This window comes from Roseburia sp. OF03-24 (genome assembly GCF_003463035.1).
Classification (GTDB): domain Bacteria; phylum Bacillota; class Clostridia; order Lachnospirales; family Lachnospiraceae; genus Roseburia; species Roseburia rectibacter.
In genome coordinates this window covers 1-17,636 of sequence record NZ_QSCK01000004.1, presented here as the reverse complement: position 1 = coordinate 17,636, position 17,636 = coordinate 1, and the positions used below count along the sequence as shown (strand labels likewise).

Here is a 17,636-nt window from a genome sequence, read left to right as displayed (position 1 = left end):
ATGGAAAAAAAGGAACTGGAATTATATATCCATATCCCGTTCTGTGTCAGGAAATGTAATTATTGTGATTTCCTTTCTTTTCCGGCGGATGAAGATACACAGAGACAGTATGTGAAGGCACTTTGTAAAGAGATTACCTACTATGGAGCCCATTGCAGGGATTATGTGGTCTCGACCGTATATATTGGCGGCGGTACACCGTCATGGCTTTGGGAGTCGGATATGGCAGCGATCATGGATGCTGTGCATCAGAGTTTTTCCCTGCTGCCGGGTGCGGAAGTTTCCATTGAGTGCAATCCGGGAACTGTCACGGCACAGAAGTTTGCAGTATACAGACAGTCCGGGATCAACCGGATCAGTCTGGGGCTGCAGTCTGCACAGAATGTTGAATTAAAAATGCTAGGACGTATCCATACCTGGGAGCAGTTTTTAAAGACCTATGAACTTGCAAGGGCAGGAGGATTTTCCAATATCAATGTGGATCTTATGAGTTCTCTTCCGGGGCAGCATATAGAAACCTATGCGGATTCCCTGCAGAAAGTATGCCGTCTGAAACCGGAGCATGTTTCTGCCTATTCGCTGATCATTGAAAAAGGAACACCTTTTTACGATCTCTATAAATTTGATGCGGTCAAGCAGCGTGCGGGAATGGCAACGGATGCACTGCCGACGGAAGATGAAGTCTACGAGATGACGCAGATGACGGAACAGGTACTGAAAGAAAATGGCTATGTGCATTATGAGGTGTCAAATTTTGCGCAGCCGGGATATGCATGCAGACATAATATTGGTTATTGGACACGTGTCAACTATCTCGGAATGGGACTTGGTGCATCTTCTTTGATGGAAAACATACGTTACACCAATACATCGGATCTATATACTTATTTAGAACAGACACAAGCAATCCGCGAAGGTATCTGGGAAAATCATCATGAAGATGGCACAGTGGAACAACTTCCGGCAACCAATCTACATGCCTCGGCAGAATCTGTAAGCAGATATGCCCAGATGGAAGAGTTTATGTACTTAGGACTCCGTATGATCGATGGAATTTCCAGAGATGATTTCTTTCATGACTTTGGAATACCGATTGAGGCAGTGTATCAGGAAGTTTTAAATCATCTGCAGGAAGAGAGACTCTTAGAGCGCCGTGCAGGCAGAATTTACCTGACACCGAAGGGGCAGGATGTCAGCAATTATGCACTGGCACAGTTCCTGTTTGACGAAACATAATAAAATATTAAGAAAATGTTTTATGGTCATTTAAAGGTGGATGGGATATAATGTGGTAAAGCAATGAGCACATGCACTGCGGACTAAAGTATTAATATCGCAGTACCTGAAATATGCACTGCGGACTAAAATATTTATATAAATGAATGAAAAAGAAAAAAGATAGAGAGTGAACGGATTTGAATGCAGAGAAGCGAAGAAAAAAACGACTGAGAAACCTGGTATGCATAGTATATTGTTCGCTGCAGCTTCTGATCGTTCTTGCGTTATTTAAAGGGATGGGGAGTTTGCTGCACAAACTGGTTCCGGCAGGCATTGACCTTTCACAGATCGAAGGGAAGATCGTGGCGGTTAATGACGAGCAGGAGAAGCAGGATGAGATAGACGAGAATAAACTGATCGTATGTTTAGATGCCGGGCATGGCGGAAAAGATAATGGATCTGATTACAGGCTTCGTTATGAAAAAAATGACAATTTAAAAATAACACAGGCAGTGGCAGCATATCTTACTGACAAGGAAAATGTGCAGGTTATCATGACACGTTCGGATGATACATTTTTGTCGTTAGAGGAGCGGACAAACTTTGCAAACCAGAATAATGCCGATTATTTTGTGTCGCTGCACCGAAATACCGGTGAGGGAAATGGCGTAGAGACCTGGATCCGCAGTGATGCAGATGATAAGGCACAGTCACTTGCCCAGAATATCATGGACAATCTGGATGCTGCAGGAGTTTCAAGAAACCGCGGCGTAAAGAAAGGAACACAAAAGAGCGAGAGCAAAGATTATTATGTAAATCTGCACACAAACATGCCGGCATGTATCGTTGAACTTGGTTTTATGAACAGCCCGACGGATAACCAGTTGTTTGATGCAAACCTTGACAGTTACGCGAAAGCAATCGGGGATGCTGTATTAAAAACGTATGAGTCCTATGGAAAAGACGGAAAAGACGGAACAGACGCTACAGAATCGGTAGAGGATGTTCCGAGTACGGAAGACCAGACATCTACGGAAACAGGCACAGGCACGACCGGACAGGTGCTGCAGAATACGCAGATTGAAAACGTAGCTTCTTTAGATGCGACCAGTCATGACTGGGGACTTGGCAGCCACACGGATGACGAAAACCGTCCGCTTGACGCCGTCAATGCACAGGAGACTTATGGAAAATATAATGCGTACTTCATCGGTGAAGATACAAAAGATATTTATCTGACATTTGATGAAGGTTATGAATACGGACAGACCGAGAGCATTTTAAATACCTTAAAAGAAAAAGGTGTATCTGCTACATTTTTTGTAACGGAACCATATGCGAAGGACAATCCTGATCTGGTAAGACGTATAATTGATGAAGGTCATGTGCTTGGAAACCACAGTGTGACACATCCATCTGCGGGTATGCCATCATTGACTTTAGATAAGCAGGAAAATGAGGTAACAGAGAATCATGCCTATATCAAGGAAAACTTTGGGTATGACATGTACCTGTTCCGTTATCCGACCGGAAGATTCAGTGAGCAGTCGCTTGCACTGTTAAATAACTGTAATTATAAGAGTATTTTCTGGAGTTTTGCATATCTTGATTATGATGTCAATAACCAGCCGGATCATGTATCAAGCCTGCAGAAGATGAAAGATAAACTCCATCCGGGTGCGATTTATCTGCTCCATGCGGAGTCGGAGACGAATGCAGCAGTGCTGGGTGATTTTATTGATGCTGTGAGAGCTGCGGGATATGGATTTAAGAATTTTTAGATGGTAAAAAATAATATAGTTTAAAAATGGAGCTGTCGCACTAGCTGATTAAAATTAGCAGTATCTCAGCTCCTTTTTAGAGTGTTTGGATTACATTTCTATTACTTTTTTAGCACTGATGTGCAGATGGATACGGTTTCTCTCCATTGTTCATCATGGGAAATCGCTGTATCATGGTCACCTTTTTGTGCACCGTAATTCCCAAAACCGGCATGATTTCCTCCTTCGATCACATGTTCCGAATAGTCAGCGGGCATAAGGTCACGGCTGATTACAACTTTGTCCGTATTTAAGACACCGTCATTGCTGCCATATATGGAAATAACCGGGAAATCAGCTTTTGTAAGATCACTGGTGGAATAGGAAGCAAGCAGGATCAGTCCGTCTAAATCATTTAAATGCTTCCCTGCATAGCTTGCAGCCATGGCACCGCCGAGGGAATGACCCGCCAGATACCAGTGTTCATAGGAATAATCCGCCATGATGTCATCCGCTTTATTCATACCAAAGAAAGCAAGGTTGCAGGGCATTTTGACAAGAAAACAGTCGATGCCGCTTCCTGCGATCTGTTTTAACAGTGGTGCGTATGCGATTGCCTCTACTTTGGCGCCAGGATAGAAAATAAGCGCATCTTTCGTACCTGGTCCGTCAAAAAGCATGCCGGTGGCAGTAGAACTTACCGTTACGGTATCGGAGGAGGTTAAAGCCTCATCTACATCAACAGCGTGATAGTAGTCATTGACATACCAGACGCTGATACCGCAGAGTGTAAGAATCACGGCAAGCAGTATAATAAGGATAATTTTTGATTTACGTTTTGTGTGAGTCATTTGAAGTTCTTTCTTAAGTTGTATGTTTGAAGGAGGTTCAGAAGGCAGCTGCTCATTATTTTACCTTCTTTTGAGAATCATAAATCTATGCACCTTAAACAGGAATTTATTTTAATATCCATGGTCAACATGTTGCCATTGTCCGCCGTTTGTTCTAACTAAAATCCACTTCCAATCATTGTATGTACTATTTGGATTCAGAGAACCATCTCCTCCAGATGAATCAACATCGAATGAAGATAGCAAAACAATGACTTCATCTGCATTGTTCCTATCTGCCCAATCTTGATGGTCTTTAGAGCTGTCATCCCCTGCATAATAAATTTCTGTAAGAGTACATCCATTCCAGTTGCTCTTAAACTCTTTTTTTATGGTGTCAATAGCAGCTGCAATGTCCTCTTCAGAATATATTTCAGATTCTACATTATGCGTATTTACTTCATTAACATTTCCGCCACAAGCACTCAAACTAAATACAAGCAGAATACATAGCATTGCACATACAATCTTTTTCATAATTCACACTACCTCCATCAATTCCGATTTGTTACGTTGAAATTATAGCCGATACAGGGAGCGTTTTCAAGCAATCCTGATTTATCTGACAATATTATGCCAGTTTTCATAATATATGTGGACAGCAGTCAGGGACATTCCAGTGGAGAAAGTGATGGTATTTGAAGATAGAAAGCATTGGGAATATATGATAAAATTTAAAAGAAGCATATCAAATGATGATACCTATTTAGAAACGATAGTATAAGGATTAAGGGGTATGGAAATAAGAAAAAGCACAACAGAAGATACAAAGCAGATTATGGCAATTTTTGAAACGGCAAAGGCATATATGATTGCGCAGGGGAATAAAACGCAATGGGGAAAGGGATACCCTGACGAGGAAATATTAAAAACAGATATAGATGCCGGAAACAGCTATGTAAAGGAATCGCCAGAGTATGTTTTGAATATTGCATTGAACAGATAGACTATATTCGTATTGATACACACAAAGATAATATTTCTATGCAGACTGCAATTGAACGGTTTGGATTCCGCAAATGTGGAAATATATATGTCAGAGATGGAGCTGAACGGATAGCGTATGATTATTTGAATGAATAGTATTAAGATACTTTCTTTTTCAGGGTTGGTATGGTATCATGATTATGGTTAGTTAATGCTAACTATGAGATTTGACAAATCACCAGACTGTAAAGGAGAAAACGGAAATGTTTACAGAACAGAAATATAAGGATTTATCGATAAAAGAATTTACCAAAGCTGCGGAAGTATATGATTCCGGGCATGCGGGTGTGTATGAAATGTGTAAGGACGATTATCCGCCGGTTCTTGAAGAATTAAAAAAATATCCATTTCAGGAACTTTTAGATGTGGGGTGTGGAACAGGTCCAATGATAGAACTTTTGGTGAAAGAATTTCCTGACAGGAATTATACGGGAATCGATCTGACGCCCCGTATGATCGAAGTGGCACAGGAGAAAAAACTTGTCCATACCAAATTTTTAGTCGGAGACAGTGAGAATCTTCCTTTTGCCGAAAATACGTTTGATGCAGTGATCTGTACGAACAGTTTTCATCATTATCCGAATCCCCAGGCGTTTATAAATGGAGTGGCACGGGTGTTGAAGAAAAGCGGAAAACTGGTATTGCGTGATTACACGAGTAATAATTTTATGATATGGCTGATGAATCATATTGAGATGCCATTGGCACATCTTGGCGGACATGGAGATGTACGGATTTACAGCTGCATGGAAGTGCGCAAAATGTGCGAAACAGCAGGTTTAAAAGTGAAAAAATTAGAGAGACAGAAAGGGTTTCGTATGCATCTTGTAGCAGAAAAGTAATGAGGCTTCGTTTATAGTCAAATATTGTTTTTTGGATATTCATCCGCTATACTAATGGTTAAGTGTAGCGGATTTATTTTCAGGGAGGTTTCCATGCATGGATAACAGATTAAAATTACCAGTAGGAATTGAAGATTTTGAAGAGATCCGGAAAGAGGGATTTTATTATATCGATAAAACAAAACTGATAGAGCAGCTTTTGATGAGCTGGGGAAAGGTAAACCTCTTTACGCGTCCGCGGCGTTTTGGCAAGACTTTGAATATGAGTATGTTTAAAACATTTTTTGAAGCTGGTACAGATAAGTCTGTTTTCGACGGACTATATATTTCCCGCAACAGAAAAATATGTGAGGAATATATGGGAAAGTATCCGGTTATTTTCCTGTCACTTAAGGGCGCAGATGGATTGACTTTTGATGCAGCCTTAAAACGTATCATTACTACCATAAAAAATGAAGCCCGCAGACATTATTATCTAAAAAACAGTGAAAAACTGGTAGATGAAGAACGTATGCAATATGATAAACTTTTATCAGGACAGATGGAAGATTTGTCAGACAGTATTCGTCTGCTGTCAGAACTTTTATGCAGACATTACGGAGAAAAAGTGATCATTATCATAGATGAATATGATGTACCGCTGGATAAAGCATTCAGTAATGGCTATTATGATGAAATGGCAGAACTTATTCGTGGACTATTAGGGCAGGCATTGAAAACGAATGATTTCCTGCAATTTGCCATCTTGACAGGATGTTTAAGAGTATCGAAAGAGAGTATCTTTACAGGAATTAATAACTTTAAGGTGTTATCTGTCATGGATACAAGATTTGATGAGCAATTCGGATTTACCGATGAAGAAGTAAAAAAAATGCTTCTGGATTATGGATTATCGTCGCATTTCGAGGAAGTAAAGGAATGGTATGATGGTTACAGATTCGGTAATGCAGATGTATATTGTCCGTGGGATGTTGTAAATTACATTGATTTATTGTGTGCTGATCCCAATGCCACACCACAGGATTTCTGGTCAAATTCCAGCAGTAACTCTATCGTGCGCAGGTTTATTGACAAGGCAAACGTCCAGACAAAAGCGGAAATAGAGCAGTTGATCGCAGGAGAAAGCATTGAAAAGGACGTTTCGCAGGAACTGACGTACAATGAGATAGACAGAAGCATAGAAAATTTATGGAGTGTACTTTTGACTACGGGATATCTGACACAAAATGGCCGTACAGTAAGTGGAAAATATTTGTTGAAAATTCCAAATAGAGAAATAAGAAATCTGTTTACCAGACAGATAAAGGAATGGTTCAGTGATGTGTCAAAAAGTGATGGAAAAACGCTCGAAGAGCTTTGTGAGGCATTCGTAAAGAAAGAACCGGAAAAGATAGAAAAGATATTTGGAAATTATCTGTGGAATACCATAAGTATCAGAGATACTGCGGTCGCAAAGGAAAAGAAAGAAAATTTTTATCACGGTGTTCTTTTAGGACTGTTAGGCTATAAATCCACATGGCGCACAATATCCAATGCAGAGTCAGGTATTGGTTACAGTGACATACTTATCGAGATTGGAGAAAACAGGATGGGTATTGTAATCGAATTAAAATATGCAGAAGGCGGAGATATGGATGCAGCATGTGAGGAAGCACTGCAGCAGATCGAAGAAAAAGGCTACATTGCAAGATTAAAGCAGGATGGTATGCAGAATTTTATAAAATATGGCATAGCCTGTTTCCGGAAAAATTGTAAGGTGGTTATGGCAGACTCCATTTAGATATTGTAGAAGAGGGAAAGATATTGAACCATTTTTCAGACAAAAGAAGGAAGCAACATTGCAACACATTCCCCGTTTATGCTTGAAACGTTGAATGCAAAAATCTATAATATCGATACGGAAGACTACCGTATTTGTGAATGGTATGAGCTTGAAAACTCAATAATAACTGGCATAAAAATAGCATGAAACCATCTGGTTTTCTTCTATAAGTGCTACATAAAAAAGTGCAAATGTACAAAAAATAGTAATGGCTATGGAAATAAAAATAATTTAGTAGTAAAATAATACTACCAAAATTTGTGCAAAGCACAAAAATAAGGAACGAATACTATGGAGATTAAGAGAGATTTATATCTTGAACAGTTAAAAATAAAAAAAGATAACGGAATGATTAAGATTATCACGGGAATCAGGAGATGCGGCAAATCATTTCTGTTATTTGTGTTGTTTAAGAAATACTTATTGGAAAGTGGTGTAGATAATGACCACATTATTGAGATTGCTTTAGATGGCATTGAAAATGAGGAGTTGAGAGATCCAAAGAAGTGTTATCAGCATATTAAAGATATAATGAATGATGATCAGAAATATTATCTGCTCTTGGATGAAGTACAGTTTATGCCACGATTTGAAGAAGTGTTGAACAGTTTGCTTCGCATCAGTAACATTGATGTGTATGTAACTGGCAGTAATTCTAAATTTTTATCCAGCGACATTGTAACTGAATTTAGAGGCAGAGGAGATGAAATCAGAATTTATCCGTTGTCCTTTGCAGAGTTCTATGCGGCTTTTAACGGAGATTATGATGATGCGTGGGAGGAATATATGATATATGGTGGTTTACCGCAAGTGGCACAATTCTCTGCGGAACGCCAGAAAACGGAGTATCTTAAAAATATTTTTACCAATGTTTATATCAAGGATGTAGTAGAGCGAAACAGGATTCAAAATGTTGATGAAATCGGAACTTTGGTAGATATACTGGCGTCTGTCATTGGAGCTCCTACCAACCCAACTAAAATATCAAACACCTTTAAAAGTGAACGAGGAATCAATTATAGCAATAAAACTATATCTAACCATATTGATTATTTGGCAGAGGCATTTTTGATTTCTAAAGCGAACCGGTATGATATTAAGGGCAGAAAATATATAGGAGCCAATCTGAAATACTATTTTTCGGATGTTGGACTTAGAAATGCAAGACTGAATTTTAGACAGCAGGAGCCGACTCATATTATGGAAAATATTGTTTATAATGAGCTGCTTGTGCGTGGTTACAATGTGGATGTTGGAATTGTGGATGTATTTGCAAAAAATAGTGAAGGAAAGAGAGTGCATAAGCAGTTAGAGGTTGATTTTGTAGTAAATCAGGGCAGTCAGAGATATTACATTCAGGTCGCTTATGATATGACTACAGAGGAAAAGCAAACACAGGAACTTAATTCGTTTCGAAATATTCCGGATTCATTTAAGAAGATTGTTATAGTGAATGGAACGAAAAAGCCATGGAGAAATGAAGAAGGATTCGTATTCATGGGCATGAAATATTTTCTGCTCAATGCAGATAGTTTGGAGTTTTAGTGTGGCAAATTGGAGGTTAAGATGAGACTGGTTTTAGGTGGAATAGCACAGGGAAAACGCGATTATGTAAAAACTGCATATCAGATTTCAGAGAACGACATTTTTTCCGGTGAACAAACAGAACTTGAGCAGTTAAGCGGTGTAGTGGCGGTAGATCAGTTCCATCTGTGGGTCAAAAGAAAAATAAAAGAAGGCGCAGATGTACCGGAACTCACAGAAATATTTATAAAGCAGAATCCGGACTGTATCGTGATCTGTGATGAAGTCGGATGTGGTGTAGTACCGGTCGAAAAAGAGGAAAGAGAGTACCGGGAGCAGGTCGGAAGAATGCAGATCATTCTGGCAAAAGCCTCGGAGAGTGTGGAGCGAGTGATATGCGGAATAGCGCAGAAAATCAAATAGGAATGGTTTTTATCCGGCACGGAGAAACAGATTCAAACCGCAGAAAAAGTTATCTTGGCTGGACGGATGAGCCGCTTTCTGTGGAAGGACGTGAAGTGATTGCACAGAACAGAAAAAAATATCCGGATGCGGATTTTATTTTTACAAGTCCGATGTTAAGGTGCAGACAGACAAAAGAGATTATATATGGCAATCAGTCCTGCCAGATCATAGAAAAATGGAAAGAGATGAATTTTGGCAGTTTTGAAGGGAAAACTTATCTCGAATTAAATGGAAATAAAGATTATCAGAGATGGATCGACAGCGGTGGAACACTGCCCTTTCCGGATGGGGAGAGCCGGGAAGAATTTATCCTGCGGTGCAGAGCCGGGCTCATGGATTGCCTGACCAGATTGACAGAAAAAAAGAGCGATACCTTTCGTTCGGAAGATCAGAGTAAAAGGATAAATAAGATCTGTTTTATAGAGCAGGAAAATGAGCTGAAAAAAGCATCGCAGCCAAAAAAAGTACAGGGAAAAGTTGTCTGCGTCGTACATGGCGGCACGATCATGGCATTATTTGACAGCTATGGAAAGGGTTCCTATTTTGATTACCAGTGCAGGTGCGGACAGGGGTATGAATGTACATTGTCTTATACCACGGATGAAAATGGAGCAGTGGATGAGACTTCGATTTTTATAACAGATGAAAAAATAATTTTGGGAGAGTAACGATATGTATTACCATATGATTGCATTTCTGGCAGGATTTCTGTTAGATCTGCTGATCGGAGATCCGCACTGGCTGTATCATCCGGTGCGCCTGATCGGAAATCTGATCTCTGCAATAGATCATAAAATGCTTGATGTATCAGGCATAAGAAATGAAAAAAAAGAATGGTGTGCAGGCATCTGGCTTGTAGTGATCGTATTATCTGCTACAGGTCTGGTAAGTATTTGCTTACTTCTGGGGGGGTATGTACTCAATCCCGTAGCAGGCTGCATTTTAGAGAGTATCATGACATATCAGATTCTTGCGACAAAGTGTCTGAAAGTCGAGAGTATGAAAGTGTACGAACGTCTGAAGGCAGAGGATCTTGACGGTGCAAGAAAAGCAGTGGCAATGATCGTGGGACGTGATACCCAGAATCTGAATGAAGCAGGTGTTGCAAAAGCAGCAGTGGAGACGGTAGCGGAAAATACATCGGATGGTGTGATCGCACCGATGATCTATTTAGCGATCGGCGGACCGGTTCTGGGATTTTTGTATAAGGCAGTCAATACGATGGATTCGATGGTGGGATATAAAAATGACTGCTATCTGAATTTTGGAAGAACGGCGGCAAAACTTGATGATGTGGTAAATTATATTCCGGCACGTATCAGTGCGGCACTGATGATCGCTGCAGCTTATCTGCCGGGAAAACAGTTTTCCGGGAAAGATGCCCTGCGCATTTTTAAACGTGACCGTTATAACCATGCAAGCCCCAATTCTGCCCAGACCGAGGCAGCCTGTGCAGGTGCCTTAAATCTTCGTCTGGCAGGGGATGCAAGTTATTTTGGAAAGATCGTGAAAAAACCATATATCGGGGATGATATCAGACCAGTGGAAGCAGAAGATATTGCGCGGGTAAATGTGCTTTTATATCGGAGCGCAGTGATTGGGGAATGTTTGTGTCTGTTAATTCTTATGGGAATAACGTTGTTCATTTAATCTAAATTTTCTTCCCCCCATTTTGATATTTCAAAAAACACCGGAAGCAGGGCTTTTCCTTTTTCGGTTAAGGAATATTCCACATGGGGTGGAATCTCATTAAACTGCTCTCTGTGAATGATCCCAAGCTCCTCTAAATCTCTTAAGGTATTTGTAAGCATGGTATTTGTGATGCGTGGATATATAAGTCGTACTGTCATGCAATGGGGATGCTCATCACCGCAAACCATATAGAAATGGTGCTTGTCAATCTGGGCGATGAGATTATAAAAAAGGAACGTATCCGCTTAAAATTTACAACAGAATTATCTTATTGTACAGAAGCTGCAAAAAAGGTAAAATTTTTTTTAGCTGGTGAGTCTGCAGAGAAAACATTGCTTGGAATTGGGATTGCGATTTCGGGAATCGTTGACCAGAAAGAACGGATCGTTTTAAAATCCCATGCGCCTGTTCTAAAAAACTACAGTCTGCGTTTTTTAGAACAGGCGATCGGAATCCCGGTATATTTTGAAAATGATGTAAATGCGGCGATGCTGGCGGAAAAAACAGGGGAGTACTCCAATGTAATCTATCTGTCTTTGAATCACACATTAGGGGGTGCATTCTGCATCAACGGAAAGCTGTTTTTGGGGCAGAACCATTTTCAGCTGTTTCGTCTGCGAGTGCCTGAACCAGAGCCTGTACTTTGGGCGGGAGCCGTCTGTAATATTCTAAAACACGCTGTTCACTCTGCGTGATGGAATCTTTCGGATATACTTCATACCGGAAGGGAACATCTGTGTAACCGATCAGATAATCAACAGAAGTATCAAAGAAATCTGCCATGTGAAGAATTACATCAAGATCCGGTTCCGCAAGAGCATGCTCATATTTAAAGATTGTCTGCTGTGTGACATGAAATACATCAGCGACAGCCTGCTGACTCATATGTTTTGATTCACGTAGTTCTTTTAATCGTACCATGCAATAAATCTCCTTATCGTTCTACTTTATCAATAAAAAATGTAACTATATAAAACATACAGGTTGTATTGATAACAGCTAACAAGTGTTATATAATGAATGAAAAGAATCTGAACTACAGAAGAAACATATCTGTGAAAGGAGAACAGTTATGAAAAAACGAATGATCGCATGGCTGCTTTGTGCCTGTATGACATTGACCGCGGCACCGGAGATGCTGCTGGCGGATGTGGCAGGGAAAGATTATCAGCAGACACAGGAAGAAAACAGTTTCAGAGAGAAAGGGACTGTGGAAACACAGACTGCAGAACAGGATGATGAAAAGTCGACAGTGACAGAGAAAAAAGAAACAGACCAGGCAGATGAAGAAGATCATAATGCCGGACATCTGGCAGAAGAAGAGTCTGGGGCGGTTGAGACGGAGATTGTTACGGAAGAGACAGAAGAGCCAGAAACGACGATTGTCACGGAAGAGACAGAAGAGCCAGAAACGAAGGTTGTTACAGAAGAAACAGAGGAGGCTGAAACAGAGAATGTCACAGAAGAGCCAGAGCAGGCTGAAACAGAGAACGTTACGGAAGAAACGGAGAGTACAGAGGAGATTTTAAAAAGGGCATTATCAGGTGACGAGATCAGCCGTATCGACTGGGTACAGGAACTGGTAACATTATTTGATCTTACGGTAGATGGGGACAATTATCCGGATAATTATTACAGTGACATATCAACGGATGATTCGTTTTATCGTGATGTGATGGTGGCATGCGAGTTCGGAATGATCGATCTTGAGGCAGGAGAAGAATTTCGACCGGAAGATGCAGTGACACGTGAATTTGCAGCGCAGACCATGAATGCGATGCTTGGTTTTGTGCCGGAAACAGACAGTTATACTTATCAGGATACAGCAGATGTTACATATAAGGATGCAGCACAGGTCGCAATCGATAGAGGATGGGTTACGGTTGCTGCCGGTAAATTTCTCCCGGAACAGTCACTTACAACGGAAGAACATGATGCAATGATCGCGGATGCAAAAAAGGTTTTGGCAGATGCGCAGATAGAGACCGGAAAAGAAAATACCTGTACGTTTGCGTCCGGAGTAGTTGTTGTACCAAAGGGAACAGCCGTATCTATTGATGTGGACGGAATAGTTATGATCGAAAACTGTCCGGTTACGATCAAACAGGGAACAACATTTGCCGTGTATGTTAACGATATTGTCATGGCATATAAGGCAGAAAGTGTACGGACAGAAGGAACAACGACATATATTACAACCGCAGATGCGGATGATGGCGCGGTTTTAAATGTTGACCAGCAGGGCGAACTGGATGTTGATATGACGGAATTTATTCCGGCAGATGAAGAAACATATGTGGTAAATGGTGTTACAGTCACAGAAGGTATGACAAGGGGGATATCCTATAAAAACAATACCCTGCGTGCAGATAAAACGATTTCCATCTCAGATGATGTCACAGCGACAGTAAGTGTTGTGATTTCAAACATGAAAGTAAGTTACAGGCTGAAAAATAATGACTATTATTTTACAGTCAGCGGAGATATGGAGTACTCCTGCAATGTAAAAGGGGACGCATTTAAAGATATTAACCATACACTGACGCTGGGGGCAGTGCCGCTCGGCGGTGTTGGTATGCTGACGCTGGCAATGGAATATAATCTTTCCGGGGAGGCAACGCTTACCGTGGAAAAGGAATTTGAAGCCGGATTTGCGTATTCGGACGGATTCCGTGTAGTTGGAAACAGTCATAAAAAAGGATTTTCCTTTTCAGCAGAAGCAGATCTGACCACAGGTATTGTACTCTCCGCAAAAGCAACGCTCGGAATTGTCAGCGGAGATATTTATGCAAAAACCGGTGCACGTATGAACATCAAATACGTAAGGTACAGTTCCGGAACACCGACATACTGTGCGTCACAGGCGGCATATCTGTATGCATCAGTGGGGGCAAGTGCAAAGATCGGAGTTGGTATTGCATCAAAGACCTTTAGCAAAAGTATAGAGATCTGGGGAAAGAATAACAGTCCGGTGCGCGTGTACTATCATATTGAGGACGGCGTACTTCGGACATCATGTACGCGTGGAAAAGAATTTGCCGCGCAGGGAGGCTGGACAAGTTTTTGGACATCTCCAGGTTCGAGATATTTCAATCCGGCGGGCGTAGGAAGCTATTTTGATGCAGGTGCAGGTGCAGGCGGTGCAATCGTACCGATTTATACCTATACACTTGACGATGCAAACAGGGCTACAATCACAGGATATAGCGGAAATGCGACGGCACTTTATATTCCGGATGAGATTGATGGGCATGAGGTTGTGGCAATCGGAGATAGCGCATTTGAGAACCGGACGGATTTGCGAACGGTGATGATACCGGATAGCGTGACGAGGATAAATGGAAATGCATTTTATGGCTGCAGTAATCTTGCTAATGTAACATTATCTAAAAATCTTGAAGAACTTGGAACTTCTGCATTTGGAAATTGTACAAGCATTGCTATAATAGAAATTCCTAAAAGCCTAAAGTCTGCACATACAGATTGGGAAAGTTTAGAAGGTTATTCTAATGGACCATTTGAAAAATGCAGTAATTTGAAAAAGGTTACCTTTGAAAAGGGGAGTACCAAGGTGGCACAGTGTTTGTTTGCTGGATGCAGTGGAATAACAGATATTGAAATGCCGGATACGATTACAGTTATTGAAGCAAAGGCATTTTCAGAATGCAGTAATTTGCAGAATGTTATTTTTTCTAATAATTTAACAAATATACAAGGAAATGCATTTTATCATTGCATTAGTTTAATGGAAGTTAATTTGCCAGATACTGTTGTTTCAATTGAGTGGAATGCGTTTAATCAATGTACGGATTTAGAAAAAATTAATTTATCAAAATCATTAGAAAATTTAGGAAATAAAGCTTTTTATAATTGCGATAACCTAACAGAGATTGAAATACCAAAAAGTCTTGATAATGCACATACAAGTTGGGATGATTTAACTGGATATCCAGACGGTCCATTTGAAAATTGTGATAATTTGTCAAAAGTAACATTTGAAGAAGGAATTACTGAAATATCACAATGTTTATTTGCAGGATGTACAGGTTTGGAAGAAATTACAATACCTGATACTGTTACAAGAATAGAACGAAAAGCTTTTTCTGATTGTATAAATTTACAGAAAATATTACTTTCAGAAAACCTGACAGAGGTAGGCGATTCTGCATTTAGACAATGCACAAAGTTGGAAAGTATTGTGATACCAGATGGTGTAGTAAATATAGGTAAATATGCATTTATAAATGATACTTGTATGACTAAGCTGGTACTTTCAAAAGGATTAGTTGAAATTGGAACAGAAGCGTTTGGAAATTGTACAGCATTGACATCTGTTGAGATACCTAAAAGTTTGCAGGAAACACATACATATTTAGATTATTATAGAGGAAGTGGTCCGTTTAATGGTTGCGAGAAATTAAACAATATCACGTTTGAAAATGGAATTACAGAAATTTCATGTCATTTATTTGAAGGATGTAATGGCATAGAAAGAATAGTCATACCAAATACAGTTAAAGTTATAGAAAATGGTGCATTTTATGAATGTGTGAAATTGAAAGAGGTAGTAATTGGAAATAGTGCTGAGACCATTGAAGGAACAGCATTTACAAATTGTACTTCATTAACAAAAGTAAATATTCCAGATACAGTTGATTCCATAGGTAATTCTGCATTCTCTGGTTGTACAAATCTCATTGAGGTACATCTGCCAGATAAACTAAAAGAAATAGCATCAGACACTTTTTCCGGCTGCAAAAAGTTAACCACCATCAATTTCCCATCCACTCTGACCATGATCGGGAACTCCGCATTCTCTGGCTGTGAATCCCTGCCGGAAGCAATCCTTCCGTCCGGGGTAGAAAAAATAGAAAGCAATGCATTTAAAAACTGTAAAGCTATGAAAAAAGCAGTTGTACCGGATACCGTTTCGTCCATTGGAAGTTCTGCATTTTATGGCTGTGAAGCTCTGACTGATATTACATTAGGTAGCAAATTAAAGGAAATCGAGAGCCAGACATTCTACGGCTGTACAGTTCTGCCATCCATCGTGATTCCTTACAATGTGACCACGATCGGTGACAGTGCCTTTGTCAACTGCACGAAGCTGACGCAGATCACAGTCCCACGCAACACAACTTCGATCGCATCAAATGCATTTTCCTATCCAAAGAAAATGACGATGTACGGTCCGTCTGATTGCTATGCCCAGACTTATGCAAGCGGAAAAGGAATCAAGTACGTCACACAGGATATTCATGCAACCTCAGTCAGTCTGGATATTACAGAAAAAACGGCGGAGCGCTATGACGATTTCCAGCTGACAGCGACGATCGCACCTTTGAATTTCACAGATGCAGTGGTATGGACAAGTTCCAACGAAGAGGTTGCTACTGTTTCGGATACCGGATATGTGGAGATCTGTGGTGTTGGAACAACAGTCATTACAGTAACGGCTGGAAATGTAAAAGCTGCCTGTAAGATAACCGTACCGCAGCTGATAGACTGGATCGAATTTGATGAGGATGAGATCGAATTAAAAGCTGGTCAAACCTATCAGTTGAAACCATATATTTCACCTTCGGATGCCACAAATAAAAAACTCAAATATACTTCTTCTGATACGAAAGTGGCAGAGGTTTCTGCAAGCGGACTTGTCACTGCAAAATCGGAGGGCGAAGCAAAAATCCGGGCTGCGGCAACGGATGGCAGTGATGAATATGCAGTCTGCTATGTGACTGTTACCGGAAAGGCGAAAGTAACAGGAATAACTTTAGACAGGACATCAGCAGAGGTAAAAAGAGGAGAGAAACTCACCTTAAATGTGACTGTATCACCGTCTTATGCCTCCAATAAAAAGGTAGTCTGGAAATCCGCAAATACAAAGATTGCCACCGTGGATGCCAATGGCAGTGTGACAGCAAAGGCACCGGGCAGAACAAAGATCACGGTGACTTCGGTTGAAAACAGCAGTTATCAGGCATCCTGTACGGTTACAGTACCATATAAAATTACCTACAAACTGAATAAAGGTAAAAACAATGCCTCAAATCCGTCAACTTATTATGGAAAGAAAGTAACACTGAAAAAACCGTCCCGCAAAGGATACGCATTTGCAGGCTGGTATACGGATGCAAAATTTAAAAAGAAGATCACAAGTATCAGCAGCAGCGCAAAATCCGATTACATTTTGTATGCAAAGTGGACAAAAGTAAAAGTGGCGAAGGCTTCTCTTACGTCTGCGAAAAACAGCAAGAGTAAACAGATCTTACTGAAATATAAGAAAGTATCCGGCGCAAAAGGTTACGAGATTTCTTACAGTACGGATAAAAAATTCAAAAAGGCGGTCACAAAGAAAAATACGGCGAAGACATCCTATACCATAAGTAAACTGAAAAAAGGAAAGACATACTATGTGCGCATCCGGGCTTATAAA

The 17,636-nt window shown here is 40.4% G+C and carries 14 protein-coding genes and 1 pseudogene; 11 read left to right on the top strand and 4 right to left on the bottom strand.

The window, feature by feature from the left end; genetic code table 11:
• Together hemW and DXA60_RS02780 are read left to right on the top strand one after the other, a co-directional pair.
• On the top strand, positions 1 to 1,236 hold the full coding sequence (gene hemW / locus DXA60_RS02785; RefSeq protein ID WP_117919322.1) for a radical SAM family heme chaperone HemW: 1,236 nt from the start codon (positions 1 to 3) through the stop codon (positions 1,234 to 1,236).
• Between the two features lie 179 nt (positions 1,237 to 1,415).
• Positions 1,416 to 2,999: an N-acetylmuramoyl-L-alanine amidase gene (locus tag DXA60_RS02780; RefSeq protein WP_243006731.1), complete on the top strand. Its 1,584-nt coding sequence runs from the start codon at positions 1,416 to 1,418 to the stop codon at positions 2,997 to 2,999.
• 101 nt (positions 3,000 to 3,100) lie between these two features.
• Here the strand turns inward: DXA60_RS02780 and DXA60_RS02775 are convergent, their stop codons facing one another.
• Both DXA60_RS02775 and DXA60_RS02770 read right to left on the bottom strand, forming a co-directional pair.
• Entirely contained in the window at positions 3,101 to 3,829 is a 729-nt protein-coding gene (locus DXA60_RS02775) for an alpha/beta hydrolase (RefSeq protein ID WP_117919320.1), read from the bottom strand.
• Positions 3,830 to 3,940: 111 nt separating this feature from the next.
• Positions 3,941 to 4,345 (bottom strand): LptM family lipoprotein, encoded by a 405-nt coding sequence (locus tag DXA60_RS02770; RefSeq protein ID WP_117613823.1) that lies wholly within the window; start codon positions 4,343 to 4,345, stop codon positions 3,941 to 3,943.
• A gap of 259 nt (positions 4,346 to 4,604) precedes the next feature.
• Here DXA60_RS02770 and DXA60_RS19070 point away from each other — a divergent pair, with 259 nt between their 5' ends.
• The 7 genes from DXA60_RS19070 (at position 4,605) to cbiB (ending at position 11,158) form a co-directional block, all read left to right on the top strand.
• The gene (locus DXA60_RS19070; RefSeq protein ID WP_243006730.1) at positions 4,605 to 4,814 is read left to right on the top strand and encodes a hypothetical protein; all 210 of its coding nucleotides are present in this window, start codon (positions 4,605 to 4,607) and stop codon (positions 4,812 to 4,814) included.
• A gap of 244 nt (positions 4,815 to 5,058) precedes the next feature.
• Complete coding sequence (locus DXA60_RS02760; RefSeq protein WP_117919319.1) at positions 5,059 to 5,697, top strand: class I SAM-dependent methyltransferase; 639 nt, start codon at positions 5,059 to 5,061, stop codon at positions 5,695 to 5,697.
• A 97-nt stretch (positions 5,698 to 5,794) separates the two neighbouring features.
• The gene (locus DXA60_RS02755) at positions 5,795 to 7,477 is read left to right on the top strand and encodes an AAA family ATPase (RefSeq protein WP_117919317.1); all 1,683 of its coding nucleotides are present in this window, start codon (positions 5,795 to 5,797) and stop codon (positions 7,475 to 7,477) included.
• Between the two features lie 333 nt (positions 7,478 to 7,810).
• Positions 7,811 to 9,064 (top strand): ATP-binding protein, encoded by a 1,254-nt coding sequence (locus tag DXA60_RS02750; protein WP_117919315.1) that lies wholly within the window; start codon positions 7,811 to 7,813, stop codon positions 9,062 to 9,064.
• Positions 9,065 to 9,085: 21 nt separating this feature from the next.
• Positions 9,086 to 9,466: a bifunctional adenosylcobinamide kinase/adenosylcobinamide-phosphate guanylyltransferase gene (locus tag DXA60_RS02745; RefSeq protein ID WP_117919313.1), complete on the top strand. Its 381-nt coding sequence runs from the start codon at positions 9,086 to 9,088 to the stop codon at positions 9,464 to 9,466.
• Positions 9,439 to 10,176: a histidine phosphatase family protein gene (locus DXA60_RS02740; RefSeq protein WP_117919311.1), complete on the top strand. Its 738-nt coding sequence runs from the start codon at positions 9,439 to 9,441 to the stop codon at positions 10,174 to 10,176. Before DXA60_RS02745 ends, DXA60_RS02740 begins: the two co-directional genes overlap by 28 nt.
• A gap of 4 nt (positions 10,177 to 10,180) precedes the next feature.
• A complete protein-coding gene (cbiB, locus tag DXA60_RS02735; protein WP_117919309.1) occupies positions 10,181 to 11,158 on the top strand; it encodes an adenosylcobinamide-phosphate synthase CbiB in 978 nt (325 codons plus the stop codon).
• Here the strand turns inward: cbiB and DXA60_RS02730 are convergent.
• Positions 11,155 to 11,358: a winged helix-turn-helix transcriptional regulator gene (locus tag DXA60_RS02730; RefSeq protein ID WP_330418367.1), complete on the bottom strand. Its 204-nt coding sequence runs from the start codon at positions 11,356 to 11,358 to the stop codon at positions 11,155 to 11,157. The two genes, cbiB and DXA60_RS02730, sit on opposite strands and share 4 nt — an antisense overlap.
• A 3-nt stretch (positions 11,359 to 11,361) precedes the next feature.
• Here DXA60_RS02730 and DXA60_RS19695 point away from each other — a divergent pair.
• Positions 11,362 to 11,736, top strand: a pseudogene (locus tag DXA60_RS19695) (ROK family protein); the annotation flags it as partial.
• 31 nt (positions 11,737 to 11,767) lie between these two features.
• Here the strand turns inward: DXA60_RS19695 and DXA60_RS02720 are convergent.
• Positions 11,768 to 12,121 carry a helix-turn-helix domain-containing protein gene (locus DXA60_RS02720; protein ID WP_117919305.1) on the bottom strand — a complete coding sequence of 118 codons (354 nt, stop codon included), beginning with the start codon at positions 12,119 to 12,121 and terminating at the stop codon, positions 11,768 to 11,770.
• A 151-nt stretch (positions 12,122 to 12,272) separates the two neighbouring features.
• On the opposite strand from DXA60_RS02720, the gene DXA60_RS02715 reads away from it, so the two are divergent.
• A partial coding sequence (locus tag DXA60_RS02715; RefSeq protein WP_147345375.1) for a leucine-rich repeat protein occupies positions 12,273 to 17,636 on the top strand: 5,364 nt, incomplete at its 3' end.